Source organism: Pectobacterium fontis, assembly GCF_000803215.1.
Lineage (GTDB): Bacteria > Pseudomonadota > Gammaproteobacteria > Enterobacterales > Enterobacteriaceae > Pectobacterium > Pectobacterium fontis.
Genome location: NZ_JSXC01000043.1, coordinates 78,120 through 104,947, shown reverse-complemented (window position 1 = coordinate 104,947; position 26,828 = coordinate 78,120). Strand labels below are relative to the sequence as shown.

General features: G+C 53.0%; 19 protein-coding genes. 8 read left to right on the top strand and 11 right to left on the bottom strand.

The window, feature by feature from the left end:
* Nucleotides 1–11 precede the first annotated feature (11 nt).
* Nucleotides 12–1,916: an ABC transporter ATP-binding protein gene (locus tag OI69_RS16075; RefSeq protein WP_039352620.1), complete on the top strand. Its 1,905-nt coding sequence runs from the start codon at nt 12–14 to the stop codon at nt 1,914–1,916.
* A 67-nt stretch (nt 1,917–1,983) separates the two neighbouring features.
* On the opposite strand, the gene OI69_RS16070 is transcribed toward OI69_RS16075, so the two are convergent.
* The gene (locus tag OI69_RS16070) at nt 1,984–2,586 is read right to left on the bottom strand and encodes a LysE family translocator (protein WP_005969536.1); all 603 of its coding nucleotides are present in this window, start codon (nt 2,584–2,586) and stop codon (nt 1,984–1,986) included.
* 107 nt (nt 2,587–2,693) lie between these two features.
* On the opposite strand from OI69_RS16070, the gene OI69_RS16065 reads away from it, so the two are divergent.
* The 3 genes from OI69_RS16065 to OI69_RS16055 all read left to right on the top strand — a co-directional run bounded on the left by OI69_RS16065 (nt 2,694) and on the right by OI69_RS16055 (nt 4,942).
* Entirely contained in the window at nt 2,694–3,716 is a 1,023-nt protein-coding gene (locus OI69_RS16065; RefSeq protein ID WP_039352673.1) for a hydrolase, read from the top strand.
* Nucleotides 3,713–3,949: a YheU family protein gene (locus tag OI69_RS16060; RefSeq protein ID WP_039352615.1), complete on the top strand. Its 237-nt coding sequence runs from the start codon at nt 3,713–3,715 to the stop codon at nt 3,947–3,949. The genes OI69_RS16065 and OI69_RS16060 overlap by 4 nt, the downstream gene beginning before the upstream one ends.
* A 123-nt stretch (nt 3,950–4,072) precedes the next feature.
* The gene (locus OI69_RS16055) at nt 4,073–4,942 is read left to right on the top strand and encodes a phosphoribulokinase (protein ID WP_039352612.1); all 870 of its coding nucleotides are present in this window, start codon (nt 4,073–4,075) and stop codon (nt 4,940–4,942) included.
* A 40-nt stretch (nt 4,943–4,982) separates the two neighbouring features.
* On the opposite strand, the gene OI69_RS16050 is transcribed toward OI69_RS16055, so the two are convergent.
* Entirely contained in the window at nt 4,983–5,390 is a 408-nt protein-coding gene (locus tag OI69_RS16050) for an OsmC family protein (RefSeq protein WP_039352609.1), read from the bottom strand.
* A 378-nt stretch (nt 5,391–5,768) separates the two neighbouring features.
* On the opposite strand from OI69_RS16050, the gene crp reads away from it, so the two are divergent.
* Nucleotides 5,769–6,401: a cAMP-activated global transcriptional regulator CRP gene (gene crp, locus OI69_RS16045; protein WP_034895576.1), complete on the top strand. Its 633-nt coding sequence runs from the start codon at nt 5,769–5,771 to the stop codon at nt 6,399–6,401.
* Nucleotides 6,402–6,475: 74 nt separating this feature from the next.
* Here crp and argD read toward each other — a convergent pair whose 3' ends face one another.
* On the bottom strand, nt 6,476–7,705 hold the full coding sequence (gene argD / locus OI69_RS16040) for a bifunctional acetylornithine/succinyldiaminopimelate transaminase (RefSeq protein WP_039352601.1): 1,230 nt from the start codon (nt 7,703–7,705) through the stop codon (nt 6,476–6,478).
* A 118-nt stretch (nt 7,706–7,823) separates the two neighbouring features.
* Nucleotides 7,824–8,399 carry an aminodeoxychorismate synthase component II gene (locus tag OI69_RS16035; RefSeq protein WP_039352598.1) on the bottom strand — a complete coding sequence of 192 codons (576 nt, stop codon included), beginning with the start codon at nt 8,397–8,399 and terminating at the stop codon, nt 7,824–7,826.
* Nucleotides 8,400–9,081: 682 nt separating this feature from the next.
* Between OI69_RS16035 and OI69_RS16030 the strand changes: the two genes are divergently transcribed.
* Nucleotides 9,082–10,206: a polysaccharide lyase gene (locus tag OI69_RS16030; RefSeq protein WP_039352596.1), complete on the top strand. Its 1,125-nt coding sequence runs from the start codon at nt 9,082–9,084 to the stop codon at nt 10,204–10,206.
* Between the two features lie 326 nt (nt 10,207–10,532).
* On the opposite strand, the gene OI69_RS16025 is transcribed toward OI69_RS16030, so the two are convergent.
* From OI69_RS16025 to OI69_RS15995, 7 genes are all read right to left on the bottom strand, one after another.
* Nucleotides 10,533–11,654, bottom strand: coding sequence for a ribosomal protein uL16 3-hydroxylase (locus tag OI69_RS16025; RefSeq protein WP_039352594.1), 1,122 nt, complete (start codon nt 11,652–11,654; stop codon nt 10,533–10,535).
* A 286-nt stretch (nt 11,655–11,940) separates the two neighbouring features.
* Nucleotides 11,941–14,388 carry a glycogen phosphorylase gene (glgP, locus tag OI69_RS16020; RefSeq protein ID WP_039352669.1) on the bottom strand — a complete coding sequence of 816 codons (2,448 nt, stop codon included), beginning with the start codon at nt 14,386–14,388 and terminating at the stop codon, nt 11,941–11,943.
* Between the two features lie 75 nt (nt 14,389–14,463).
* Nucleotides 14,464–15,903, bottom strand: a complete 1,440-nt coding sequence (gene glgA / locus OI69_RS16015) for a glycogen synthase GlgA (protein WP_039352592.1) — start codon at nt 15,901–15,903, stop codon at nt 14,464–14,466.
* A gap of 28 nt (nt 15,904–15,931) precedes the next feature.
* Nucleotides 15,932–17,209 carry a glucose-1-phosphate adenylyltransferase gene (glgC, locus tag OI69_RS16010; RefSeq protein ID WP_039352591.1) on the bottom strand — a complete coding sequence of 426 codons (1,278 nt, stop codon included), beginning with the start codon at nt 17,207–17,209 and terminating at the stop codon, nt 15,932–15,934.
* A 35-nt stretch (nt 17,210–17,244) separates the two neighbouring features.
* Nucleotides 17,245–19,221, bottom strand: a complete 1,977-nt coding sequence (glgX, locus tag OI69_RS16005) for a glycogen debranching protein GlgX (protein WP_039352590.1) — start codon at nt 19,219–19,221, stop codon at nt 17,245–17,247.
* Nucleotides 19,222–21,399: a 1,4-alpha-glucan branching enzyme gene (glgB, locus tag OI69_RS16000; protein WP_039352587.1), complete on the bottom strand. Its 2,178-nt coding sequence runs from the start codon at nt 21,397–21,399 to the stop codon at nt 19,222–19,224. It abuts the gene before it with no gap.
* 548 nt (nt 21,400–21,947) lie between these two features.
* Complete coding sequence (locus tag OI69_RS15995) at nt 21,948–23,462, bottom strand: amidase (RefSeq protein ID WP_039352584.1); 1,515 nt, start codon at nt 23,460–23,462, stop codon at nt 21,948–21,950.
* Nucleotides 23,463–23,926: 464 nt separating this feature from the next.
* On the opposite strand from OI69_RS15995, the gene OI69_RS15990 reads away from it, so the two are divergent.
* Nucleotides 23,927–24,871: a helix-turn-helix domain-containing protein gene (locus OI69_RS15990; protein ID WP_039352580.1), complete on the top strand. Its 945-nt coding sequence runs from the start codon at nt 23,927–23,929 to the stop codon at nt 24,869–24,871.
* 138 nt (nt 24,872–25,009) lie between these two features.
* Complete coding sequence (locus tag OI69_RS15985; protein WP_039352578.1) at nt 25,010–26,728, top strand: sensor histidine kinase; 1,719 nt, start codon at nt 25,010–25,012, stop codon at nt 26,726–26,728.
* Nucleotides 26,729–26,828: the final 100 nt, after the last annotated feature.

Here is a 26,828-nt window from a genome sequence, read left to right as displayed (position 1 = left end):
TACGGCGCTTTATGATTGTTTTCTCTTCGCTGCAAATTCGACGCGGTGTACGCGTTCTGATCGATAACGCGACAGCAACGGTTAATCCCGGCCAGAAAGTCGGTCTGGTTGGCAAGAACGGCTGTGGTAAATCTACGCTGCTGTCATTACTGAAAGGTGAGATCAGCGCCGACGGCGGTAGTGCGACCTTCCCACAGAACTGGTCGCTCGCCTGGGTTAATCAGGAAACGCCCGCGTTAGATAAAGCCGCGCTGGACTACGTGATTGACGGCGATCGCGAGTTTCGCCAGTTGGAAGCCGCCTTGCAGACGGCCAACGAAGAGAACGACGGTAATGCGATTGCCACGCTGCACGGCAAGCTGGATGCGATTCAAGCCTGGACGATTCAGGCCAGAGCCTCAAGCCTGCTCAACGGGTTAGGGTTTTCTCAGTCACAGTTGCAACAGCCTGTCAGCGCTTTTTCCGGCGGCTGGCGGATGCGTCTGAATCTGGCACAGGCGCTGATCTGCCGTTCAGACCTGCTGTTACTGGATGAACCAACCAACCACCTCGATCTGGATGCCGTTATCTGGCTGGAGAAGTGGCTAAAAAATTATGCTGGCACGCTGGTACTGATCTCGCACGACCGCGATTTCCTCGATCCGGTAGTGACCAAAATCCTGCACATTGAGCAGCAGTCGCTCAACGAATACACCGGTAACTACTCTTCATTTGAACGTCAGCGCGCCACACGCCTCGCACAGCAGCAATCGCTCTATGAGCACCAGCAGGAGCGTGTCGCGCACCTGCAACACTACATTGACCGCTTCCGCGCGCAGGCGACCAAAGCCAAGCAGGCGCAAAGCCGGATAAAAATGCTGGAACGCATGGAGATGATTGCGCCAGCACATGTCGATAACCCGTTCCGCTTCAGCTTTCGCGCCCCGGAATCGTTGCCCAATCCGTTGATGAAGATGGAAAAGGTCAGTGCGGGCTACGGCGACAAGCTGATTCTGGAGTCGATTAAACTTAATTTAGTGCCGGGTTCCCGCATTGGGCTGCTCGGCCATAACGGTGCGGGTAAATCCACGCTAATCAAGCTGCTTGCCGGTACGCTCGCGCCGCTGCAAGGGGAAATCGGGCTGGCAAAAGGCGTGAAGCTCGGTTATTTCGCCCAGCATCAACTGGAATTCCTACGTGCAGACGAATCACCGTTGCAGCATCTGGTACGTCTGGCTGAGCGGGAAACGGAACAACAACTGCGTGACTACCTCGGCGGCTTTGGTTTTCAGGGCGATAAAGTCACGGAAATCACCGAGCGTTTCTCCGGCGGCGAAAAAGCCCGTCTGGTGCTGGCGCTGATCGTCTGGCAGCGTCCGAATCTCCTGCTGCTCGATGAACCGACCAACCACCTCGATCTGGATATGCGTCAGGCCTTGACCGAAGCGTTAATCGATTTTGAAGGCGCGTTGGTCGTCGTCTCGCACGATCGACACCTGATCCGTTCTACCACGGACGATCTCTATCTGGTACACGACCAGAAAGTAGAGCCATTCGATGGCGATTTGGAAGACTACCAACAATGGCTGGTCGGCCTGCAACGTCAGGAAAATGCCGCCGCGGAAACGTCAAAAGAGAACGCCAACAGCGCACAGGGCAGAAAGGATCAGAAACGCCGTGAAGCAGAGCTAAGAACGCAAACTCAGCCGCTGCGTAAACAGATCGCTAAGTTTGAGCAGCAGATGGAAAAACTGGGGGAAACGCTGGCGGCGCTGGAAGCCAGACTGGCAGACAGCGCCATCTACGACATCAGCCGCAAGGCCGAGCTTACCGACTGCCTGCAACAACAAACCAAAGTCAAAATCGAGCTGGAAGAAACGGAAATGTCCTGGCTGGATGCACAGGAACAGCTAGAGCAAATGATGCAGGGCGAGTAACTTTACGCCCTTTTGCCTGAACGAGTCGCGAGCGAAAAACCGCTCGCGACCGCAATACACATCAGTATTAATGCCAGATGAGCAGCACGCAGGCGGCGGTCAGCAGCCCCATTGACACATTAAAGATAATCCACGCTTTCTTACTGCGCAGCAGCCGGCCAATCATCGTGCCAAACCCTAGCCAGATGACACCAGACACCAGATTCACCAGCACAATCCCGATGCTGATTGCAATCACAGAATGGTTATAACCTTCGCCAGCCAGACTAAAGCTGGCAACGGCGCCCAGCGCCATGAGCCACGCTTTCGGGTTCAGGAATTGCAGTAACCATCCTTGATAAAGCCGAATCGGCTGGGGCGGTGCAACGGACGTTTCCAGTCGCTCGTAAGCTGCCGTGGCGATTTTCCACGCCAGCCAGAGCAAATAGGCACTGCCGAGGACTTTCAGGATAAAATGCAGCGACGGATAAATCAGAATCAACCCGCCGACGCCGAAAGCCACCAGCAGTAAAATGCTTTGCATGCCCAACATGATGCCGACCATCAACCAGAGGGAACGCATGAAGCCAAAATTCGCGCCCGAGGTAGTTAACAACATATTATTCGGCCCCGGCGTAATGGCCGCCACCCACAAAAAACCCAACATCGAAAGAAATAAACTCAGTTCCATTATTTGTGGGCACTCCTGACCCAAATATCGTACCAACTGGCAGCATTGAAGCTAACAGTGTGATATTGATCGTACAAGAGCCGACAACTAAATTTTCATATCCTTTTATGCATGACCATTTTCATCCGCTGAGCGGCGCGCGTAACCCACATTTGCAAACGATATTGCCGCGCCTGATTCGCCGTCACGCGCAGTTCTCGCCAGTCTGGCAATCGCTCGAATTACCCGACGGCGACTTCGTCGATCTGGCGTGGAGCGAAGCGCCTGAACAAGCACGGCACAAACCGCGTGTGGTGCTGTTCCACGGGCTGGAAGGCAGTTTTCACAGTCCCTACGCCCACGGCTTGCTGCATGCTTGTAAACAACGCGGCTGGCTGTCCGTCATCATGCATTTCCGCGGGTGCAGCGGTAAACCCAACCGGATGAAACGCATTTATCATTCTGGCGAAACCAGCGACGCCAGCTATTTTCTGCATTGGATGCGGGAAACACTGGGCGAAGCGCCTACCGCCGCCATCGGTGTTTCTCTCGGCGGCAACATGCTGGCCTACCTGCTCGCCCAGCAAGGTGAAACCTGTTCCCTATCTGCCGCCGTCATTGTTTCCGCCCCCTTGATGCTCGAACCCTGTAGCCGCCGAATGGAACAAGGCTTCTCCCGCGTCTATCAGCACTACCTGCTACGACTGTTGAAACAAAATGCCAGTCGCAAGCTGGCCGCTTACCCAGACACATTGCCCATTCAGTTGCCGCAGTTGAAGCAAATCCGCCAGTTGCGAGAATTTGATGACGTCATTACCTCACGTATTCACGGTTTCCGCGATGCAGCCGACTACTATCGACGCTGTAGCGCCCTGCCGCTATTGCCTCAGATACGCAAACCGCTGCTCATCATTCATGCGAAAGACGATCCGTTCATGACGTCAGAGGTGATTCCCGATCTGTCACAGTTACCGTCTACGATTGAATATCAGCTAACGGAACATGGCGGGCACGTTGGCTTCGTGGGTGGTACATTACTGAAACCGGAAATGTGGCTGGAACAACGCATTCCACACTGGCTTAGCCCCTTTTTGGACCATGCCAGCGACTCTCTTTATTCAGGAACTTCTTATTCAGGAAAAACAACGTGATTATTCCCTGGCAACAGCTCGATCCAGAAACGTTGGATAACATCATTGAATCTTTCGTCCTGCGGGAAGGCACCGATTACGGCGAACAGGAGCGATCGCTGGCGCAGAAAGTGGAAGATATCCGCCTCCAGCTCAACACTGGCGAGGTCGTTTTGGTGTGGTCCGAGTTACATGAGACCCTTAACATTATGCCGCGCAACCAGCTCAATGCGGGAGGCCATGCCCCTTATTGAGCAGGGTGAAAGGCGTGAAAGAACACGCCAAACATGCTAACAATGATACTCATCACGTCTTTTTGAGGATGCGCGCAGACTCCCGGCCTGTGCGAGCCTCGCGATCACGGAGTCACGCGCCTTATGTCACATCAGCATCCGATTATTGCGGTTACCGGCTCCAGCGGGGCGGGAACTACAACAACCAGTCTGGCCTTCCGTAAGATTTTCCAGCAGTTCAATCTGCGCGCAGCCCAGTTGGAAGGCGACAGTTTTCACCGCTATACCCGTCCAGAAATGGACATGGCGATTCGCAAAGCGCGTGATTTAGGACGCCACATCAGCTATTTCGGCCCTGAGGCGAATGACTTCAGCCTGCTGGAACAGTCGTTTATCGAATATGGTCTGCACGGGCGCGGCCAGACGCGTAAATATCTTCACACTTACGATGAAGCCATTCCCTATAATCAGGTTCCCGGAACATTCACCCCGTGGGAGCCGATGCCGGAACCCACCGATATCCTGTTCTATGAAGGACTGCACGGCGGCGTAGTCACCGAGCAAAACGATGTAGCACAGCATGTGGATTTGCTGGTTGGCGTGGTGCCAATCGTCAACCTCGAATGGATTCAAAAGCTGATCCGTGACGTCAATGAGCGTGGTCATTCGCGTGAAGCGGTGATGGATTCCGTCGTCCGTTCAATGGAGGACTACATCACCTACATCACGCCCCAGTTTTCTCGCACGCACATCAACTTCCAGCGCGTGCCGACCGTGGACACCTCCAACCCGTTCGCCGCCAAATCGATTCCGTCGCTGGATGAAAGCTTTGTCGTCATTCATTTTCAGGGGCTGGATAATATTGATTATCCCTATCTGCTTGCTATGTTGCAGGGGTCGTTTATCTCCCACATCAACACGCTGGTCGTTCCCGGCGGGAAAATGGGGCTGGCGATGGAGTTAATCATGGCACCGCTGGTGCAGCGGCTCATTGAAGGGAAAACGATCAAGTAACCGCAGTTGGGCACGGCAACGCCGCGCCCAAAGAAATAGATTATGGCAACACTTGGATTTCGTGACTGTGCGTCACCTCAACCGTTTTACCGAGCATCAATGCCACAGAACAGTACTTTTCCGCCGATAGGGCGACGGCTCGTTCGACGGCTTTATCGGTTAGCCCTTTCCCCGTCACGATAAAATGCAGATTGATGTGGGTAAAGAAACGCGGCGCGTCAGAGCGGCGCTCAGACGTTAATTTCACCTCACAATCCGCTACATCGTTACGGCCTTTTTGCAGAATCGATACCACATCAATCGCACTGCATCCTCCCACGGACATCAACACCATTTCCATCGGGCTGGGCGCTTTATCGCCGGAATTGCCATCCATCAATACCTGATGTCCTGATGCGGATTCGCCCAAAAACGTTAAGCCTTCAACCCACTTTACCCGAGCCTGCATGATGTCTCTCCACTAAAAATTTTTTGAAAATTTATATCGTTACTGTACAAAAATCGGCGTTAATCAGCGCTTTGTCATGCTGAAGCGAGACAACACAAGACACATCCTTAAAGCTGTGTTAAAACGAAAACAGAATAGACCTTTTCTGGACAAACCCAGAAACGAAGAAGATGATGACGTTGGTCAGACATACCCAGCCACATTTACGGTGCGGCAAGGCAGCAACCGAAAAATCAAGGGTACAGTGGTTCCAGTATATTCCCTGACGTCATTCTGCCTAGCTAGATTGAGTTTTATTTTTTAGCAGTTAAACACGCCGTACAGGGAACTCTGACCCCTGTAATTTGCGCAGTGAATTACAACAGAGGATGATAGCGAATGGTTCTCGGCAAACCGCAAACAGACCCCACTCTCGAATGGTTCCTTTCCCATTGTCATATTCACAAGTATCCATCGAAGAGCACACTTATTCACCAAGGTGAAAAAGCAGAAACGCTTTACTACATCGTGAAAGGCGCTGTCGCAGTGCTGATCAAAGATGAAGAAGGTAAAGAAATGATCCTTTCCTACCTCAATCAGGGCGATTTTATCGGCGAGCTTGGCCTGTTTGAAGAAGGTCAGGAGCGTAGCGCCTGGGTGCGGGCAAAAACCGCCTGTGAAGTGGCTGAAATTTCTTACAAAAAATTCCGTCAGCTCATTCAGGTTAACCCAGATATCCTCATGCGTCTGTCTGCGCAAATGGCAAGCAGACTTCAAGTTACCTCAGAAAAAGTCGGCAACCTCGCCTTCCTTGATGTGACAGGTCGTATCGCCCAAACTCTACTCAACCTGGCCAAACAGCCTGATGCCATGACACACCCAGATGGCATGCAAATAAAAATTACCCGTCAGGAAATTGGGCAAATCGTTGGCTGCTCGCGTGAAACCGTAGGCCGCATTCTGAAAATGTTAGAAGACCAAAACCTGATCTCTGCGCACGGTAAAACGATTGTCGTTTACGGCACACGCTAAACCCGTGTAGCAGTACCCTACCCACAAAAAAGCGTGAAGCCTCGGCCTCACGCTTTTTTATGCAGTTCACCGCATTAACGGGCAGCCGTATCCACAACCTGCGCAACCGCGTCGGCAAATTTCGCCATCCCCTGCGCAATATCGTTTTCATCAATGATCAGAGACGGTACAAAACGGATCACATTCGGCCCAGCCATCAGCACCATCAATCCCTGGGCGGTTGCAGCAGCCAGAAACTCACTGGCACGACCATGCCACTGCGGCTTTAGCTCTGCTCCCAACAACAGCCCCATGCCGCGAATCTGTTCAAATACGCCGTACTGTTGGTTGATTTTCTCAAGTTCACTAACAAAGCGATCGTGACGATCCGCCACGCCTGACAGCACCTCCGGCGTGTTGATAATATCCAGCGCGGCCTCTGCCACCGCACAGGCCAGCGGATTGCCGCCATAGGTGGTTCCATGAACGCCAACCGTCATAACGGATGCAATCTCTTCCGTCGTCAGCATCGCGCTAATTGGGAACCCGCCCCCCAGCGCTTTAGCCGTGGTGAGAATATCCGGCGTGATGCCATAGTGCATGTAGCTGAATAGTTTGCCAGTACGCCCCATCCCGCTCTGTACTTCATCAAACACCAGTAGCGCGTTGTGCTGATTGCACAAATCACGGACGCCTTGTAAAAACTCAGGCGTAGCCGGTGTAATACCGCCTTCGCCCTGAATCGGCTCCAGCACGACCGCGCAGGTGTGATCGTCCATCACCGCTTTCACCGCAGCCAGATCGTTAAAGGGAACATGAACAATATCCGCAGGTTTAGGCCCGAAACCATCGGCATATTTCGGCTGTCCTCCCACCGAAACGGTGAACAGCGTCCTACCATGGAACGCATTGTAAAAAGCAATGATCTTGGTTTTATACGGGCTATGACGCTTCACAGCATAGTGGCGTGCCAGCTTAAATGCCGCTTCATTGGCCTCTGCGCCGGAGTTAACAAAGAACACGCGATCGGCAAAAGTGGCATCAATCAATTTGCTGGCAAGACGTAGCGCAGGTTCATTGGTGAAAATATTGCTAGTGTGCCACAGCGTTTCACCCTGCTGCTGCAACGCGTTAACCAACGCAGGATGGCAGTGACCGAGCGCGGTAACCGCGATGCCGCCGGAGAAATCGATATACTCTCGGCCATCCTGATCCCAGACCCGGCTCCCTTTGCCTTTCACGGGTACAAACTTCGCGGGTGCATAAACCGGCAAAATCACTTTATCGTGAGTATCCCGTGTCACTGCTTTCTGCTCTGCTGCCATTTGCTGCCTCACTCTGCTTCCATCATGTAAAAATGAAAATATAGTCAATAAATATGCATAAAAAATCAATTTCAGGCAATATTAAATCGAACACTGAAAGGAATAACTTTCTATATAGCTAAATTTTAAGGAAATTATCCAAAAGCTGATGCCCTTGCTGGCTGAGAATGCTCTCTGGATGAAACTGCACGCCCTCCAGTGGTAACGAGCGATGGCGGATCCCCATAATCTCATCACGCTTTCCTTCATGTTCACTCCAGGCCGTGACCTCAAAGCAATCAGGCAGCGATACGGAATCAATAATGAGGGAGTGATAGCGGGTGACCGTCAAAGGCTGAGCCAGCCCAGCAAACACACCTGTATTGCTGTGTGCAATCGCGGAGGTTTTCCCGTGCATAACCTGTCGCGCCCGCACCACGTTCGCGCCAAACGCCTGCCCCATTGCCTGATGACCGAGACACACCCCGAGAATCGGCAGTTTATCGGCAAAGTAACGGATAGCCGCTAGTGAAATGCCCGCCTCATCCGGCGTACAAGGCCCCGGGGAAATCACCAACCGCTCAGGCGCAAGCTGTTCAATGTCATGCAGCGTCAGTTCATCATTACGCTTCACCACGACGTGCGCACCAAGCTCACAAAAATATTGGTAAAGGTTGTAGGTAAAAGAGTCGTAGTTATCGATAATCAGTAGCATAATCGCTGTACAGTTAGTCGGAGAAGCCGTTCTACCATACATGAAATTCGCCTCGGGTACTCAGTCCTCATCATGACCCAACACGAATGAAACCTTATTTACACAAAAAATTAGCATATTAATTATTTTACTGATCATATATGATTATTTCTGTAATAAATATCATGATTAACAGATCTTATTTATTACTGCTTTACCGGTGATGATTGCATTGAAATCATTTTTAACAAAAAACAACCCCCTTAAATAGTTAATGAATGAATTAAATTTTTTATTTTGATTGATGTGCGCACGCGTTTATCCCTCTAGTCGGTATTTTTGGTGATCTTTGATGGCGATCACAGTTGTTTACCAAGCGAATAAACCCCACATATGAAATGGATGACAGGAAAATATTTAATTAGAAAAATAAGAGTTTAAAAAACACAAAATATTGAATTATAAACATTTAAGTAGAAATTTGTTTCTATTTTAAATAGACAGGGACACATTGCCCACGTTTCGATCTGTTGCTTAATTAATATATTTTTTCCCCCATCTTGTATTGTTTATTTTTTCTGTTAAAAATCATCTCGGCTTTATAGACAAACTTTAATTTCATTTTTGTTAAAACAGCCTTTCTTATTACACAGGGTGTGTAGTGATAAATACCCACAAAAATTTATGTCAAGGAGAGTACACAATGAAATACCTACTGCCTTCTGCAGCCGCTGGGCTGTTGCTGCTTGCTGCCCACCCGACAATGGCGGCAAATACGGGAGGTTACGCCACCACTGACGGCGGCGACGTTTCTGGTGCGGTGAAGAAAACGGCGCGTTCTCTGCAAGAGATCGTCGATATCATTGAAGCGGCGAAAAAAGACTCAAGCGGTAAAGCGGTCAAAGGTGGAGCCTATCCACTCGTGATTACCTATAACGGTAATGAAGATGCGCTAATCAAAGCCGCTGAAGCAAACATCTGTGGACAGTGGAGCAAAGATCCACGCGGTGTGGAAATCAAAGAGTTTACTAAGGGGATCACCATCCTCGGAACCAACGGTTCCTCTGCTAACTTCGGTATCTGGATGGTAAATTCTTCTAACGTTGTCGTGCGTAACATGCGCTTCGGCTATATGCCGGGTGGCGCAAAAGATGGTGATGCTATCCGTATTGATAACACACCGAACGTCTGGGTTGACCACAACGAGATTTTTGCTGCGAACCACGAGTGCGATGGTACGCCAGATGGTGACACCACCTTTGAATCTGCTATTGATATCAAAAAAGCGTCAACCAACGTCACGGTGTCGTATAACTATATCCATGGCGTGAAAAAAGTGGGTCTGAGCGGTTCAAGCAACACCGATACGGGCCGTAACCTGACTTATCATCACAATATTTACAACGATGTTAACGCACGTCTGCCACTGCAACGTGGTGGTCAGGTGCACGCGTACAATAACCTGTATAGCGGTATCACCGAGTCAGGCATTAACGTCCGTCAGAAAGGGATTGCACTGATCGAAAGCAACTGGTTCGAAAATGCAAAAAACCCAGTGACTGCACGTAACGATACTTCCAACTTCGGTACGTGGGAGTTACGTAACAACAACATCACCAGCCCATCTGATTTTGCTAAATACAACATCACCTGGGGTAAACCATCCGCACCACACATCAATGCGGATGACTGGAAAAGCACGGGCAAATTCCCTGCTGTCTCATATAGCTATTCTCCGGTTTCCGCACAGTGCGTGAAGGATAAACTGGCAAGCTACGCAGGCGTAGGTAAAAACCTGGCGGTATTGACGGCGGCTAACTGCAAATAAAAGCAGCCCGATATTTCCCGTAGCCGTGATTACCCACTGTGATACACGGTTCTCCCTGAGCGAGCGTTGAAAGCTCGCTCATTTTTTTACTGGAACCAGCACAGAACGTGGTTCAAAACGCTGACGTTTTGTCACGCAATGCGAATTATTTAGGGTAGATGCCATCTGAATAATTGAGAATTTGGTCAAAATGGATGCATCCGCTACCTATTTTTAGGTCATGCTGAGAGGGCGAATACAGGCAGCAAAACAGGCAACTCATCCTGCGCGGCTCCCGAAAAATATCATGCATACACATGCTCGAAAGCCGCTAGAAAGAAGAGAATTTATTCGTCGAAGAACCAATATCCTTGATTAACCAAGGCAGTTAGTTCTGCCACAAAAGCCGGGTTCTCTAATGCGTTACCCAATTCACTTTTACCGAACACCGTGTAGCGACACAGCACATCAGCCGCTTTCGGGTCAACTGTGTCCAGCCGTTCGCTGTTAATGAAGTAACTCCCGCCCACTTCCAGCACGCGCAGACCGCTCAAACGCGTCAACATGTCACCGTCCATGAGCGCATCCACGATCTCATTCTGCTCATAAGGCGGTTCTGCCGGAGCGAGATCCAACTCATGTCGTGGCGTCGTCACAAAGCGACCAAACCACTCTTTAAGCGCTTCCGGCTGGTTAATTACGCCGATCATCATCTCGCGCAGACGGTCAAACTCATACGCTTCAACCCGCCCCGGATGCTCCCGACAGGTTAAATCGGGGTCGCTATAGTGCTCACCCCCAAGATCGTTTTCCAGCACGTAGTCAGCGAAACTGCTGATTAAGTCTCTACCGTTCGGCCCACGGAATCCGACGGAGTAGTTGAGCGCAGTTTCATGAGTGAAGCCATCGTGTGGGAAACCTGGCGGAATATAGAGAATGTCTCCCGGTTCAAGATCTTCATCAATGATCGGCGGGAAAGGATCGACATGCAGTAGCGCTGGATGCGGGCAGAACTGACGCATCGGCAGTTTGTCACCCACGCGCCAACGGCGGCTGCCCATCCCCTGAATGATAAAGACATCGTACTGATCGATATGCGGGCCAACGCCACCACCCGGCACGGAAAATGAGATCATCAGGTCATCTAAACGCCAGTCCGGCAGCACGCGGAACGGCTGCACGAGTTCAGCAGACGGCGCATGCCAATGATTTACCGCCTGAGCCAACAGCGACCAGCCGGTTTCACCCAGGTTATCAAAATGCTCAAAAGGCCCATTACTGGCCTGCCATTGACCATTTTTGTGGCTGACCAGACGGCTATCGACTTCCGCCTCCATCGCTAAGCCAGCCAGTTCATCCGGCGTAATCGGATCAACGAAATTGGGAAAAGCGTTCTTTAATACTACAGGTTGTTTTTGCCAGTATTTTTCTAAGAATTCAGGCCAGTTAAGGTTAAGTTGATAAGCCATACGTCCACACCAGTAAGAAGGAAGATAAACGGGGCTGATTATAAAGAGGGTAATGCCAGCGCTACCTTGTCGTTGGTCAATGGGCGGGCAAATATCACGCAGCCTGTATCCTAAATCATGCGAGTGTCAGGCAGGTGGGAAGTAAGCCGGGTAACGTAGCCAACGCACAGGCAACGTGAAGCAGGAACGAGAATCTTTTTATTAAAGCAGAATAAGAAAGCCCGTTAGGACGATGCTCAGTCATGAGCATCGTCACGCGGCAAGTGTTAGAAAAACCCTGTCCTCATCACAACCGTATCGGCTTAATATTCCAGATATCCTTTGCATATTCACCGATGGTGCGGTCAGACGAGAAATAGCCCATGTTGGCAATGTTCTGGACAGCGCAGCGCGCCCATTCATCCTTATTACTATACAGTTCATCAACCCGATCCTGCGTATCCACATAGCTGCGATAGTCTGCCAGTAGCTGGTAGTAATCGCCAAAATTGACTAGTGAATCAAACAGATCGCTGTAACGTCTGCTATCGTCAGGGCTGAAAACGCCGGTGGTAATTTGCGTCAGCACACGACGCAGTTCTTCGTCCTGATCGTAGTATTGTCGTGGGTTATAGCCGCTTTGGCGCAGCGTCTCGACCTGCTCAGCCGTATTACCGAAAATAAACATATTCTCTTCGCCAATATGTTCCAGCATTTCGACATTCGCCCCATCCAGCGTGCCGATCGTCAGCGCGCCATTCAGTGCAAATTTCATATTACTGGTGCCGGAGGCTTCAGTTCCCGCCAACGAGATCTGTTCAGAGAGATCGGCAGCCGGAATGATCAACTGTGCCAGGCTCACGCTGTAGTTCGGGATAAAGACCACTTTTAGCCGATCGTGCAGTGCCGGATCGTTATTGATCACCTTCGCAACGTCGTTGATCAGGTTAATGATGTGCTTCGCCATGTAATAGGCCGATGCCGCCTTGCCCGCAAAGATGGCGACGCGCGGCACACGTTCAATATCCGGGTCATCTTTGAGACGGTTATACAGCGTGATGACGTGCAACACATTCAGCAATTGCCGTTTGTACTCATGAATACGCTTAATCTGCACGTCAAACAGCGACTCCGGGTTAACCACGATATTCAGATTTTCCGCCATATAGTTCGCTAAACGTACTTTGTTCTTTAGCTTCACCTTACGGATTTTCTGCACAAAGGCCGGATAATCGATGTGCTGCTTCAGTTCGCTCAGTTGGCTCAGATCGGTGCGCCAGGTCTGCCCGATGGTGTCATCCAACAGTTTGGAGAGTGATGGGTTGGCCAGCGCCAGCCAGCGTCGTGGCGTGACGCCATTGGTTTTATTACAGAAACGGTTGGGAAAGAGCCGGGCGAAGTCGGCAAACAGAGACTGAACCATCAGATCAGAATGCAGTTCCGATACGCCGTTGACCTTATGGCTGGCGACCACGGCCAGCCACGCCATCCGTACTTTACGCCCGTTGTTTTCATCGATGATGGAAACCCGCGCCAGCAGATCGTTGTCATCGGGGACTTCTTTCTGCACATACTCCAGGAAATGTTCGTTAATTTCGAAAATCAATTGCAGGTGGCGCGGCAGGATTTTACCCAGCATATCGACAGGCCAGGTTTCCAGCGCTTCCTGCATCAGCGTGTGATTGGTATAGGAGAAGACTTTCCTCACCACCGTCCACGCTTCTATCCACTTGAATTTATGTTCATCGATCAGCAAACGCATCAACTCAGGGATCGCCAGCACCGGGTGCGTGTCATTGAGGTGGATAGCGAACTTATCCGCCAGATTGGCGTAGGTTTTATGCATCGTCCAGTGGCGGTTGAGAATATCTTGCACCGTGGCAGACACCAGAAAGTATTCCTGACGCAGACGCAGTTCGCGGCCGGAATACGTGGAATCATCGGGATACAGCACACGCGACACGTTTTCCGAATGGTTTTTATCTTCAACCGCCGCAAAATAGTCGCCCTGATTGAATTTACCCAGATTGATTTCGTTACTGGCCTGTGCGCCCCACAGACGCAGCGTGTTGGTGGCATCGGTATCGAAACCAGGAATGATTTGATCGTAGGCGCACGCGATAACTTCTTCCGTTTCCAGCCAGCGCATTTTGCTGCCTTCCTGCTGGATGCGGCCACCGAAGCGCACCTTATAGCGCGTGCTGTGGCGCGGGAATTCCCACGCATTCCCATATTCCAGCCAATAGTCCGGCGATTCCGCTTGCTTACCGTTAATAATATTCTGTTTGAACATGCCGTATTCATAGCGAATACCATAGCCGCGCCCCGGCAGAGCCATCGTCGCCAGCGAATCCAGGAAGCAGGCAGCCAGACGCCCCAAACCGCCATTGCCTAAACCCGGATCATTCTCTTCCTCTAGCAGAGAGTCCAGTTCCAGCCCCATGCCATCCAGTGCTGCTTTCAGATCGTCATACAATCCCATCGCCAGCAGTGCATTCGACAGCGTGCGTCCCAGCAAAAACTCCATCGACAGGTAATACACCTGTCGCACATCTTGCGAAAGCTGTGCCCGGTTCGAACGCAGCCAACGTTCCACCATCCGGTCACGCACCGCCAGTAGAGTGGCATTCAGCCAGTCATGTTTATTGGCAATAGAGGGATCTTTCCCTACGGTAAACATGAGTTTGTAAGCAATAGAGTGTTTCAGCGCTTCCACACTGATCGTTGGTGAAGTATAGATAAACGGAGAGTTCATAATATTCATTCCCAAGTGAGTGTTACCCTACCCTGTCGTTTTCAGATTGCACGTAGATGACGCACAGCGGGAAAACTAGTGGGTATACAAGCGTTGATAAAGCGCACCATAAGCCTGAGCAGAGACCTGCCACCCAAAATCCATCGCCATTGCCTGACGCTGCACATAGCGCCAGAGCGTAGGTCGGGACCACAACACAAACACACGACGAATCGCACGGGATAGCGATCCCACACTGCAATCGTTAAAGACAAACCCGCTTGCTAACCCATCGGCCAGATTCTCCAGCGAACAGTCCGATACCGTATCCGCCAACCCGCCGGTACGGCGCACCAGCGGCAACGTGCCATATTTCAGGCCGTAAAGCTGGGTTAATCCGCAAGGTTCAAACCGGCTAGGCACCATAATCACGTCGGCTCCACCAATAATCCGGTGCGAGAAGGCTTCGTGATAACCAATCTGCACGCCAACCTGACCGTGATATTCCGCCGCCGCCGCCAGAAAGCCCTCCTGCAAATCGGCATCTCCTGCGCCCAACACCACCAATTGCCCCCCTTGTTCCAATAAATCCGGTATTGCGCTTAACACGATGTCTAGCCCTTTCTGACTGGTCAAACGGCTAACAATGGCAAAAACCGGTGCTTTTTCATCCACCTTCAGGCCCATTGCCGTTTGCAGGCGGCGTTTGTTTTCGGCTTTGTTCGCCAACGCATCGCGGCTGTAGTGGCTCGTAAGTAAAGGGTCATGCGCCGGATTCCAAATCGAGTCATCCACCCCATTGAGAATGCCGGAGAGCCGCCCTTCCTCTTCACGCGCCGTCAGTAAGCCCTCCATACCGTAGCCATAGGCTGGCAGCGTAATCTCATGCGCGTAGGTCGGGCTTACGGTCGTAATATGATCCGCGTAAAACAGCCCCGCTTTGAGGTAGGAAATCTGGCCGTAAAATTCCAACCCGTAGATCTGAAAGAAATCGCTCGGCAATTGAATATCCGCCATATGCCGGGCAGAAAACAGCCCCTGATAGGCCAGATTGTGTACGGTAAACACCGATTTCGCCGGACGGTTACGCGCCGCCAGATAGGCGCAGGTCAACCCCGCGTGCCAGTCATGCGCATGAACAATATCGGGTCGCCAATAGTGATCCAGACCGCATGCCATTTCACAACCCATCCATCCCAGCAAGGCGAACCGTAGATAGTTATCAGCATAAGCGTAAAGCGCCGGGTCGTGATAAGGGCTACCTGCCCGTTCATACAGTTCAGGCACATCAATCAGATAAATACCGACACCATTAAAATAGCCAAACAGCAAGGTCACATGCCCGGCGAAGGTATCCAGCTCACGCACCACTTCTACGTTGGTGATGCCTTTTTTCAGATCGGGGAAGGCAGGCAAGATGATGCGCACATCCATCCCCTCCGCAATCTGTGCGCCGGGTAACGCTCCCGCGACATCCGCCAGCCCCCCCGTTTTCAACAGTGGAAATAGCTCTGAACAAACATGTAAAACCCGCATTATGACTCCCGTTTTGTTCCGATGGTGTTTACAACTTTTCCAACATCGAGCGCGTAACCAGCACAATTCCTTCTTCCGAGCGATAAAAACGGCGGCTATCCTCTTCCGCGTTTTCGCCAATCACCATGCCTTCTGGCAAATGGCAGGCGCGATCGATCACGCAACGGCGTAAACGGCAGGATCGTCCCACGTTGACATCCGGCAGGATCACAGTCGAATCGATACTGCAAAACGAATTGACCCGCACGCGTGGGAACAGCACCGAGTGCGTCACCACCGAGCCGGAAACGATGCAGCCTCCCGATACCAATGAGTTCATCGTCATGCCATGACTGCCGGAACGGTCCTGAACAAACTTGGCAGGCGGCAACGATTCAATCGCAGAACGAATCGGCCAGTGATGATCGTAGACATCCAGTTCTGGCGTGACCGACGCCAGATCGAGATTGGCGCGCCAGTAGGCTTCCAGCGTGCCGACATCCCGCCAATAGTGGTGGTCATCACCCCCCGACGTGACGCAGGACAAATTGAAGGGGTGTGCCCAGGCCTGGCGCTGCGAAACAATTTTCGGGATCAGGTCCTGCCCAAAATCATGGTTAGAGCCTGCGGCGTGAAGATCCGCTTCCAGCAATTGATAGAGATAATCCGCATTAAAAACATAGATCCCCATGCTTGCGAGCGCCATGTCGGGGTTATCCGGCATCGGCGTCGGGTTATCCGGTTTTTCGGCAAAATCGAGGATGCGGTGCTGCTTGTCCACGCTCATGACGCCAAAGGCGCTGGCTTCTTCCAGCGGGACGGGCAAACAGGCAACCGTACATTCCGCCCCCTTTTCTACGTGATCGATGAGCATGCGCGAGTAGTCCATCTTGTAGATGTGATCGCCTGCGAGGATCACCACATACTCCGCCCGGTAGCGCCGGATAATGTCGAGGTTCTGACAAACGGCGTCTGCCGTGCCCCGATACCAGTGATCGGTAGCATTACGCTGCTGCGCGGGTAACAAATCCACGAATTCATTCATTTCCGCATTCAAGAATGACCAGCCGCGCTGGATATGCTGTACCAGCGTATGTGACTGATATTGCGTGATGACGCCAATGCGACGGATGCCGGAATTCAGGCAGTTAGAAAGGGCGAAATCAATAATGCGAAATTTGCCGCCAAAGTGGACGGCAGGCTTGGCACGTAGCTCCGTCAACCCTTTCAGTCGCGTCCCGCGGCCTCCAGCCAAAATAAGCGCCACGGATTTTAGAGGAAGCTGTCTTGCCAACATCAGAGGGTCATACTTATCGTTGTTCACCATGGCTATCTCCTGATTATTCTTTTAATGGCTTGCGCTTAGGTGGTCTGCTTTATCAAGACGCATACCGCCTGCGCCTGTCCGTGCCACACACCGCCCTCAGGCGGGGTCGTCTCATCAAACGGCGGTGAAACCTGCCAGTGGCCTTCTGGCAAAATGAATGCGCCAGCATGCAGACTGGCGTTAAATAGCACGAGCCAACGACCAGACAGCAAAATCTGTAGCTGATGCTCCCCTTGCTCCCACTGCTGCGGCGTCAACGGTTGTCCTTCTTTGTTCAGCCACTGCACCGCGCCATCTCCTTCTTGCCACCATGTTTCCTGTTGCAAAGCCGGGATCGTGCGGCGCAATTGAATTAATCCGGCGACAAACTCACGCAGTGCGCCATTCGCGTTTTCCCAGTGTAACCAGGTCAGTTCGTTATCCTGACAATAGGCGTTGTTATTGCCCTGCTGACTGTGTCCCAGTTCATCCCCCGCCAGCAGCATCGGCGTACCCTGCGACAGAATCAGCGTCGTCAGCAGCGCCTTCTGGCTGGCCAGTCGACGCTGGAGAATGTCCTCATCCGCCGCCAACCCTTCCGAGCCGTGGTTATTGCTGAAGTTGCTGTCAGTGCCGTCACGGTTATCCTCGCCGTTGGCGTCGTTGTGTTTGTGGTTAAAACTCACCAGATCGCACAGCGTAAAACCGTCATGCGCGGTCAGTTTGTTGACGGAGGCATAAGGCAGGCGGTCGCGTTGCTGGAAGATGTCGCTGGACGCGGCAAAGCGGCGAGCGAACGCCCCAAGAGAAAGGTCGCCATGTAGCCAAAAGCGGCGCATATCGTCACGGTAGCGGTCACTCCACTCGGCGAACGGCGTCGGGAACTGGCCTAGCTGATAACCGCCATGCCCCATGTCCCACGGCTCGGCAATCAGCTTGCACCCCTGTAAGCGACTATCGTGTTGCATGGCAGACAGCAGCGGCGCAGCGGCGGTAAAGTCTGGAGTGCGCCCCAGCACCGTCGCCAGATCGAAGCGGAAACCATCAACGTGGCACACTTCACGCCAGAAGCGCAGGCACTCCATTACCCACTCGATGACCGCCGGATGATTCAGGCGCAGTACATTGCCGCAGCCGGTCCAGTTATGGTATTCGCCGTTTTCATTCAGCCAGTAATAGCTACGGTTATCGATGCCGCGCTGGCACAGCGTGGGGCCTTCAACATCAAGCTCAGCACTGTGGTTGAACACCACATCCAGAATGACTTCGATACCCGCGTGATGCAGCGCTTTCACCGCATCACGGAATTCAGTCAGCGCGTCGTCGCCTGCTGCCAGGCTGTTATCCACGGCAAACGGCAGCAATACGTTATAGCCCCAGTAATTACGCAGCCCCAATTGTTGCAGCCGTGGCTCATCGGCATGCTGCTGTACGGGAAGCAGCTCCAGCGCCGTGATACCCAGCGAGGTGAGATAATCAATCATCACGGGATGGCCTAACGCCAAGTAGCTGCCACGAATACCTTCAGGAATATCGGGATGTAACTGCGTCAGCCCGCGCACATGCGCTTCATAAATAACCGTCTGGTTCCAGGGCGTTTGCGGGTGCCGATCGCCCTGCCAGTCATACTCCTCCGCCGTGACCACGCATTTCGCCATAACATCAGCGCTATCGCGTTCATCCCGCTGGTCAACCCCGCCTTGCAGGCAAGCGTCATCCACCACCCAACCATCGAGCTGGCGCGCGTACGGATCCAACAGCAGCTTATGCGGATTGAAACGTAACCCCTGTGACGGTTCGAACGGCCCCTCGACCCGAAAACCGTAGCGTAGCCCCGGCTGCGCATCGGGAAGATAGCCATGCCAGATATCGCCGCTGCGTGCGGTCAGTGCGATGCGCTGTTCCTGCTGACGTTCGTCAAACACACACAGTTCGACCCGCTCGGCATTCGCCGAAAACAGCGCGAAATTCACACCATTGCCGTCAAAACTGGCGCCCAGCGGCATTGGTTTGCCCGTCAGCAGCTCCGCCATTTACGCCTCCTTCACCAGATACAACGTGGCAAGCGGCGGAATGGTCAGAACCAGAGAATGCTGACGCTGATGGCTACCCCATTCCTCGCTGTAAATCGTTCCGACATTACCCAGATTGCTGCCGTTATAATGAACCGAATCGGTGTTGATCGCTTCCCGCCAGCCGCCGGGCTGGTTGATGCCGATGCGGTATCCATAGCGCGGCACTGGCGTAAAATTGCTTACCACCAGCACTTCATTGCCCTGCTCATCGCGCCGGACAAAGGCAAAGACCGAGTTATCCCGATCGTCTACCACCAGCCATTCAAAACCCTGTGCCTGAAAATCCAACTGATACAGCGGCGGCTGCTGGCGATAACAGTGGTTGAGATCGCGTACCAGCGTCTGCACGCCACGGTGCCACCCTTCCGGTTCATCCAGCAGATGCCAGTCCAGACTGGCATCGTGGTTCCATTCACGCCCTTGTGCGAATTCTCCGCCCATAAACAGCAGCTTCTTGCCGGGATACGCCCACATAAAGCCGTAATACGCACGTAAGTTGGCGAATTTCTGCCAGACATCGCCGGGCATACGACCCAGTAGCGAACGCTTGCCGTGTACCACTTCGTCATGGGACAGCGGCAGCACAAAATTCTCACTGTAGGCGTACAACATGCCAAAGGTCAGCAGATCGTGATGGTGTTTGCGGTGAACCGGATCGAGCTGCATATAGGCGAGCGTGTCGTGCATCCACCCCATGTTCCACTTGTAGTGAAATCCTAAGCCGTTGCAATCGGGCGGCAGCGTGACGCCCGGATAATCGGTGGACTCTTCAGCCAGCGTGATCGCCGCCGGTGCCGCATGCCCTAACATATGGTTGGTATAGCGCAGAAACGCGATCGCTTCGAGGTTCTCTTTACCGCCGTAATAGTTCGGCACCCATTGTCCTTCGCTACGGCTATAGTCGCGATAAATCATGGATGCCACCGCATCCACCCGCAGCCCGTCGATGCCATAACGCTCCATCCAGAACAGTGCGTTACCCGCCAGATAGTTACGAACCTCATGGCGGGCATAGTTATAAATCAGCGTATTCCAGTCCTGATGATAGCCTTCACGCGGGTCGGCATACTCATACAGCGCGGTGCCGTCAAACTGTGCCAATCCGTATTCGTCACCGGGGAAATGCCCCGGCACCCAGTCCAACAGGACGTTGATACCGGCGTCATGAAGCGCATCCACAAACGCCCTGAATTCCGGCGCGGTGCCAAAACGCCGCGTTGGCGCATACAGCCCCAGTGGTTGATAGCCCCAACTGCCATCGAACGGATGCTCGTTAATCGGCATCAGTTCAACGTGTGTGAAGCCCATGTACTGCACATAATCAATCAGTTGGTTTGCCAGTTCCTGATAGCTCAGCCAGAAATTATTATCCGTATGCCGCCGCCAGGAACCGAGATGCACTTCATAAATGGAAATTGGCGATCGCAGACTATTCGCCTCACGTCGGGCATCGCTGGTCGGGACTTTCTCTGGCAGCGCTGTAATCAGCGATGCCGTATCCGGGCGCATCTGCGCTTCAAAAGCATAAGGATCGGCCTTCAGCCGAATGCTGCCGTGGCTGTCGATCATTTCATATTTATAGAGTTGCCCGGCCTGCACATCAGGCAGAAACAGTTCCCAAATGCCGTTTTCCCTGCGTAACCGCATCGGGTGCCGTCTACCATCCCAGAAGTTGAACTGCCCCACCACCGACACGCGCTGCGCGTTCGGCGCCCAGACGGCAAAGCGTGTGCCTTCTACCCCATCCAGCGTTTCCAGATGTGCGCCTAAGCGCTCATAAGGTCGCAAATGAGTCCCTTCGGCCAGCAGCCAAATATCCATCTCCTGCAACAGTGGGCCAAAACGGTAGGGATCTTCAATCACCCAGGTTGCTTCACGCCAGGTCACGGCCAATTGATAGTGGAAAACATTTTTCCGACGCGGCACCAGCGCGCAAAAAAAGCCGCGTTCATCTACGCGTTCCAGTTCGACGAGCTTTCGCCCATTGCTCGCATCCACCACCCAGACAGCCAGCGCATCCGGCAGCAAGGCTCGAACTTCCAGCCCCTCAGAAACGTGATGCATACCTAACAGCGAAAATGGATCGGCATAATGCCCGGAAATAAGTGAATTAATCGCATCAGAAAACGCTGACATGGTATCCATCCTCTGATTAACCATTTGAATTAAATAAATAAATCACATAAAAAACACATTGCGTGCATTTGTATTCATTGGTTACTTGTTTTTAACAAAAAATCAATAAAAATAACGAGTTATTAGCTTGCTAACGAATAACGGGGACGTGTAAAAATAATGAATACTATGAAAGAGTTCTTGAACCACGCTCCCTTAATTCAGCGTAGTCAAAGAACAAAGAAATATCAGAGAGCCAATGCAATTTTTCCGTTTATATTTATATGAATAAGTTATGACAAGGGATAATTAGCATCTTTTGTTTAAAGATCGCCGGGCAACACGGTCAACCCCCCGAGATGTCACGTTTTAGAGGGCAATAATCGATATCATGATCAGATCGCCTACCTTGCAAGACTCACGACCGGTGATTGCCGGGCGTTCCTGCGTGCTCACTGGGCGTAGAGGTATCCTGAGGTGAAACTGTCGTGTTCATCGTCAACGCCTTGCTCAAACATCATGGCGTGAAAATGCGCCCGCTGACGTGCGACAGCAGGCACGGCGTGGTCTCAGCGCGTCTGCCAGTCATAAGCCGCTTCCAGCGCGGCGGCAGCCTGATAGATCGTACCTTCTGCGTAGTGTCGCCCCACGAACATCAGGCCGACGGGCAGGCCGTCCACCTTGCCGCAGGGAACCGACATCGCAGGATGACCCGTGATATCTAACGGCGCGGTATTACCGATCATTTCAAACGCGCGGCTGATATATTCCGTCACCGAACAACCTTGTTGCGGCAGTGGCTGCGCGGTGATCGGTAAGGTTGGCATCACCAGCAGATCGACATCCTGTAGCGCCTGGTCGTAACCCGCACGCGCCAGACGCGCCAGGTTTTGTGCTTTGGCGTAATAGCGACCGTTATAGCGATCCAACCCGTACTGGCCGACGAGCATACAGACCTTGAGTGACGCCGAGAGCGCATCCGTATGCTCACGCCAGCCAGCATGTTTGTCGAGCAGTGCGACATCGTAGAGGCCTTTCCAATTCATCCCCATGCCGTTACCGTGCATCATCTGCGTGGTCAGTCCTTCACAGCCGATTGGCGTCCATAGCGCCCCCGCCAGATGATGCGCCGGTACGGAAACCTCACTCACTATTGCGCCCAGCCCTGCTAACGTATCGATCGCGCTCCGCACACTGTCGGCGACCTGTGGATCCAAATTGGGTAACTGGAACCCTTCGGTCAGAATACCGATGCGTAATCCTTTAACGCCCCTATCGAGATAGGCGGTGTAGTTATCCACTGGCGGCGCATACTGGCGTGGATCCAGCCCGTCAGCCCCCGCAATCACCTCCAGCATCAGCGCGTTATCGTAGACGTTGGCGGTGATAGGGCCGGCATGATCCACCGTCGCTTCAATCGGCATAATGCCGCTGTAAGGCACCAGTCCGTGAGTGGGCTTCATGCCATAGGTGCCGCAAAATGCGGATGGAATGCGGATCGACCCGCCCTGATCGCAGCCGATAGCCATATCGACATCCCCCGCCGCGACCAGCACTGCACTGCCGGAAGAAGAGCCACCAGAAGCATAGCCGTGACGATGGGGATTGTGTACCGGAGCAGGATCGGAGGTATGGCTACCGCCGGACAGGCAGAAGTGCTCACAGGTCGCTTTGCCAAGAATAGTGGCACCTGCGTCAAGCAGCCGCGTGGCGACGGTTGCATCGTACGTCGGTATAAAGCCTTCCAGCGTTGAGGTGCCGTTCATCATCGGCACCCCCGCCAGCGCGATATTGTCTTTCAGCACGACGGTACGGCCAGCCAATTTACCTGTGGCTGCGCCTTTCACCTCGGTTTTGTAATACCAGCCATTGTGCGGATTTTCAGCCCCTTCCGGGCGATACCCGGCCGCACGGGGATAGCGCACCTCAGGGACCGCATCGGGAAGACTATCAATCAGATCGTATGCATCAAAATTCGGCTGCATCAGCGCCAGATACTCCTCGGCCTCCGTCGGGGAGATCGACATATGCAATTGGCTGGCGATAGCCTGAAGCTGCTCAATATCGGGACGTTCAATAGCCATGGTGTATCCTTTTTCCTGTTAGCTTCCGCCTGACGGCGGGAAGCGATGAGGTGAAAATCCGGCAGGCAACCGCGCTTTTGACACTGCACCGCCGGGTGGGTGTTTTGACGATAGGCCATCGCAGGCTTCAACACTTGGTTCAAACGGTCAGCCGTTTGGCTGATTAAGACAATCGGCAAGCGCGTGCGTCACGTCGCGCAGATGTGTTATTTCGGTGCAGCGTGCTCAGTGTGTATGCACCCTGTTGTGTCTTTTTCACGCTTCCCTACGGCAACGGCCTGGCGGTAAACATGACACCCTCTATGCCTATTTTTCCACGTCGCTGCCCGCGCCGCGTGGCCTGGACACGCAACAGCGGTGTGCCGCTCGCGAGCCTCTTACCGCTCTGGTGCGATATTTGCAGTAAGCCAATACGGCGCGTGGGGTTTACCTGTGAAAACGGTTCGGTAATGAGGGTGAAGACGATGAGCAAGACCTATTATTCGACCATCAATGTCGCTGCCCCCCAGCGATTTGACTATTGGAAAGAAGTGGTGCTGCGCCACTGTATTCCCGCGGCTAGCAAGCCATTGATGGGAAACGATTTTGAGGGGAACCTCGATGTTCGTAGCATGGGTCTGGTGGACATCTGCTCATTGTCCTCCCCGCTTCACTACTGGGAGCGCACACCTCGACATTTACGCACCGGCCCAGACGACGATCTGTGGCTGGGCTATATCCAAAACGGCAGTGGACAACTTGAACAAGGTGAGCGTCGGGCGCTGTTAACACCGGACAGTATGGTGCTTTACGACGCAGCGCAGACGTTTCGCTTCAGTATCGGTGGTCAGGCGACACATCTGGTGCGCATCCCCCGCCATTTGTTGAGTAGCCGATTGCCCGGCGTGGAAAACCTGACGGCGATACCGCTCAACGATCGTCAACCTGGCATTGTGCCGCTGCGGGAAATGTTACGGCAAAGCACGGAAGCGGCCTCATGGCAGCAGAACCCTGATATAGCCGGACGCTTTTCCCAAACGCTGCTGGATCTGCTGGTGCTCAGTCTGGAGCTTCAGGATCTGAATAATGTGGGGGCGGAACGCGATCTCTATGCCCGCATGATGAACTACATTCAACGCCACCTGACCGAATCCGACCTCAATATTGAACGTCTTGCACGCGCTCACCATGTTTCCACACGTACCGTGACGCGGGCATTCGCCCGCCACCAGAAAACGCCCATGGCCGTGATCTGGCATGAGCGCCTGAAGGCGAGCCATGAGGCCATCCGTTGTGGACGGGTTCGCAGCGTCTCACAAGCGGCGCTCGACTTCGGTTTCTCTGACTTTTCCCATTTCAGCCACGCGTTCCGCAAAGCGTTTGGGCTTTCGCCACGCACGCTGTTACCAAGCAATAACGAGCCGAGCTGATAATCGTTCGCCGTCGGTGGCGAGAAACGCAGACGACCTTGCCACCGACGTGACGTAAAAAACTGCAATCAACATCGCCAAAAGCAGTACAATCTGGCGGATGCTCTATGTTGATAGAGGTATGACGAGACCCCGCCCATGGTTAGCCAGATTGATCTGATCCTTTCCCTGTTACAGCAGATGTGTGTTTATCTGGTTATCGCTTATCTGCTGAGTAAAACACCGCTGTTCATCCCGCTGATGCAGGTCACTATCCGCCTGCCACACAAGCTGGTCTGCTATCTGGTGTTTTCCGTATTTTGCATTATGGGGACCTATTTCGGCCTGCACATCGACGACTCGATTGCCAATACCCGTGCAACGGGCGCGGTGCTCGGCGGTATGCTGGGCGGCCCCTCAGTGGGCTTTCTCGTCGGATTAACCGGCGGATTGCACCGCTATTCGATGGGCGGTATGACGGCGTTGGCCTGTATGCTGTCGACGATTACCGAAGGTCTGCTTGGCGGGCTGTTACACCGCTATCTGGCACGCCGCAACCGCATCGATCTGCTGTTTCAGCCGCTCGTCGTCGGTCTGACTGCGCTGGTGGCTGAATGCCTGCAAATGGCAATTATTCTGCTCGTCGCCCGCCCATTTGATAACGCGGTGGAACTGGTGCAAGACATTGCCTTGCCGATGATGATCACCAATAGCATTGGCTCCGCGATGCTTATGCGTATCCTGCTCGACCGACGCGCCATTTTTGAAAAATACACCTCAGCCTTTTCCGCCAAAGCGCTGCAAATCGCCGCTCGTGCTGAAGGCGCACTGCGTCAGGGATTCAACCCGAAGAACAGTATGCGCGTGGCACGAATTCTGTATGAGGAACTGGGGGTCGGTGCCGTGGCGATTACCGATCGCGACAAGCTGCTGGCCTTCATCGGGCTGGGCGATGACCACCACAACGTCGGCGCACCCATCACCTCATCCCACACGCGCCGGGCGATAGATAACAATCAGGTGGTATACGCCGACGGCAACGAGGTGTCTTATACCTGTTCAGTGTCGCCGCAGTGTAAGCTCGGCTCCACGCTGGTGATCCCTCTGCGCGGTGAAGATCAGCGCGTTGTCGGCACGATCAAGCTTTATGAACCCAAGAATAAGCTCTTTTCCAGCATTAATCGCACGCTGGGAGAAGGGATCGCCCACCTGCTCTCCGCACAGATTCTGACCGGACGTTTTGAACAGCAGAAACAACTGCTGGCGCAGTCGGAAATCAAATTGCTGCACGCGCAGGTCAACCCGCATTTTCTGTTCAACGCGCTGAATACGCTGTCTGCGGTGATACGGCGCGATCCTGCTCACGCACGCCAGTTGGTGCTGTCTCTCTCGACGTTTTTCCGTAAAAACCTCAAGCGCAGCAACGATGAGGTGTCGCTCAATGACGAGTTAGAGCACGTCAATGCCTATCTCGAAATCGAAAAGGCGCGTTTTACCGATCACCTGACAGTAGACATTTCACTGCCGGAAGCGCTACGTGAAGCACGATTACCCGCATTTTCCCTGCAACCGATTGTCGAAAATGCGATTAAGCACGGAACCTCGCAGATGATTGAAAACGGGCATATCCACATCCGTGGTCGCCAGCATGCCAATACGCTGGAACTGTCGGTAGAAGATAACGCGGGCACCTATCAGCCCCGTAGCGGTGGCGATGGATTAGGCATGAATCTGGTCGATCGCCGCATCAAGGCACGCTACGGCAACCGCTACGGCATTACAGTAATCAGCGAGGCGGATAAATTCACGCGGGTTGAAGTACGCGTACCGCTAATTTCACCGCGTCAGGTGCTGGAGAAACGGGATGACGTGGCATGATGGGGTTGGATAAAGGCGTGGCTAGTTGGTGGCGAGTTGGTGACGCCAGACTGAATCATCACAATGGTGAAAAACACGTATTGCGCAGTCGATCACGTAC